This window comes from Roseofilum sp. (assembly GCF_982964205.1).
This window is the reverse complement of record NZ_CEZBFX010000225.1, coordinates 1-2,147: the sequence shown is the minus strand read 5'-3', so window position 1 is coordinate 2,147 and position 2,147 is coordinate 1. Positions and strand designations below refer to the sequence as shown.

2 protein-coding genes and 1 pseudogene are annotated in these 2,147 nt (G+C 46.2%); all 3 read right to left on the bottom strand.

Annotated elements, in window-relative coordinates; genetic code table 11:
• Nucleotides 1–179: 179 nt before the first annotated feature.
• Nucleotides 180–1,349 (bottom strand): DNA polymerase III subunit beta, encoded by a 1,170-nt coding sequence (gene dnaN, locus AC3A14_RS24615; RefSeq protein ID WP_487779242.1) that lies wholly within the window; start codon nt 1,347–1,349, stop codon nt 180–182.
• 30 nt (nt 1,350–1,379) lie between these two features.
• Nucleotides 1,380–1,874, bottom strand: a complete 495-nt coding sequence (locus tag AC3A14_RS24610; RefSeq protein WP_487779243.1) for a sensor histidine kinase — start codon at nt 1,872–1,874, stop codon at nt 1,380–1,382.
• Nucleotides 1,875–2,054 (bottom strand): annotated as a pseudogene (locus AC3A14_RS24605) (histidine kinase dimerization/phospho-acceptor domain-containing protein); the annotation flags it as partial. It abuts the gene before it with no gap.
• Between the last annotated feature and the right edge of the window lie 93 nt (nt 2,055–2,147).

Genomic DNA, 2,147 nt, shown 5'->3' with positions numbered 1-2,147 from the left:
TCTCGTTCCCCAGTAGGGGGTTTGGGGGACTAGTCCCCCAAAGAGATCTCGCACTCAAGCCCAACCCATCATCATTGTTCCTTCTCCCCTTATCCCGAACTCAGTTTAAAAGAGTAAAGTGGTCTATACCAGAAAAGCCTGTCAGCTCCTACCATAGAAAAGTTGCCAGGCATCCCCTCTTAACTGCGAATTTGAACCGGCATTAATAAACAAGTCATTTGGATCGTACCAAGGGGAGACAAAATTACCGGTTTATCGGCTGTATTGACCTGAATTTTCAACTCTTGGGAAGGAATAGCCTTGAGCGCATCGACCAAGTATTTCACATTAAAGGCAATTTGCAAATCTTCTCCGGAAATGGTTGCGGAAATGGACTCAGTTGCTGAACCTACATCTGTTGCTTCGACAGACAGAATGACTTCTTGAGTCTCACCTTTGAGGCTAAACAGGATCACATTATTTTTCTGATCGGCGAGAATGGCGATCCGTTCGACTGAGCTTAACAGTTGGCGGCGATCGAGATCGATTTGCCGTTCAAAGACTTGGGGAATGAGTTGTTCATAGGCTGGATATTGGCCGTCTAGGGTGCGACAGTTGAGACGACAAGAGGGAAGTTGAAATACGACTTGGCCCTCATCTACGGTTAAATCTACGCTGATGTCTTCTTTGTATGAACCAATCATGCGTTCAATTTCCCGCAGAGCGCGACCGGGAACGGTGACTTCAAAGGGAATATTGGACTGAATGGGAGTCACCTTTTCTTCTTCATCTTTGTCTGTACTAGTGGTGACAACGGCTAGACGATGACCATCTGTGGCGGCAAATTCTACGCTATCTTCTTTAACGGTTAAATGAACTCCGGTTAAGACTTGTTTGGTTTCGTCTAAGCTGGTTGCAAACAAACAGCCACGCAATCCTTCTAGAATAGCTGCGGAGGGAAGGGTAAGGGTTTCGCCAGTGTCAATGATGGGTAAGGCTGGATAGTTTTCGGGGTCAAGTCCTCGGAGTTGATAGCGTCCGCAGGAGCAGGTAATGGTTACATTCGGGTCAAGGGTTTCGCCATCATCAGATTCAGTCTCTAGGGTTAGATCGCCTGAAGGGAGTCGAGAGATCATGTCATTGAGGAGTTTAGCAGGAAGGGCTAGATCTCCATCTTCTTCTACTGTGGCCGGAAAACGAGCTTGAATTCCCAGACTGAGGTCGAAAGCCGTGAGGCTCACTTCTTGATTTTGCCGATCGGCAATAAACCGAACATTACTGAGAATGGGTTGAGAGGGACGCGACGGAATAGCTCGACTCACGAGGGAGAGGTTAGTGCTAAGGTCACTTTGCGTACAGACCAGTTTCATGGATGCAGAACAATAATCAGATAGCTCGATCTAGTGTACAAGCACTGGGGGAAGACAGGGGAGAGAAATTATTGCCTTTGTCCCGATTCCTTCTTTAGAGGAGAGACTAATGGTTCCCCCATGGCACTCTACAGCATATTTAACAATGGAGAGTCCTAAACCGGTTCCTTTAATCGAGCCAACATTAGAAGCTCGTTCAAATTGGGTAAAGAGTTTGGGTTGATAGTCTGGTGGAAATCCAATCCCTTGGTCTTCAATAACAAAGAGAACATCCGTGGCTGTCAGCGAGATGTCGAGGATAATGGGTCCCCCATCTGGTGAGTATTTAATGGCGTTGGAGAGTAAGTTCCCTAAAATATGGTAGAGCAATTTAATATCGCAGGAGGCAATAATTTCCGGTGGTGACGCTCGCACGATGATTTGATGCTTCTCGGTGGCGATCGCCTCAAAATTCTGGACAATGGATTCAGTCAATTCCACCACATTGACCAGTTGGGGTTCAAAGGTTATTTTCCCTGCCTCCACTTGATGCAGGGTCAGGATATCTTCGAGCAAGCTATTCATGTTCTTGACTGAAGACTTAATCCAATCTAAATGCTTCTGTTTTTTTTCTTCAGATAATTTATCGCCATAGTCTTTGAGCATCTCTGCTGATACTTGAATCGTTGTTAAGGGATTTCTTAAATCATGGGATGTGATCGATAAGTAGCGTGATTGTTCTTCACTTTTGGCATGGGCAAGGGCTCAAGGGGTGACAAGGCAGCTCAAAGGTCGCTATAGCGACCTTTTTCGGTGGTA

What these genes read in the sequence shown, in the direction of transcription:
- dnaN (WP_487779242.1), bottom strand. Translation starts at nt 1,349, where the DNA reads ATGAAACTGGTCTGTACGCAAAGTGACCTTAGCACTAACCTCTCCCTC.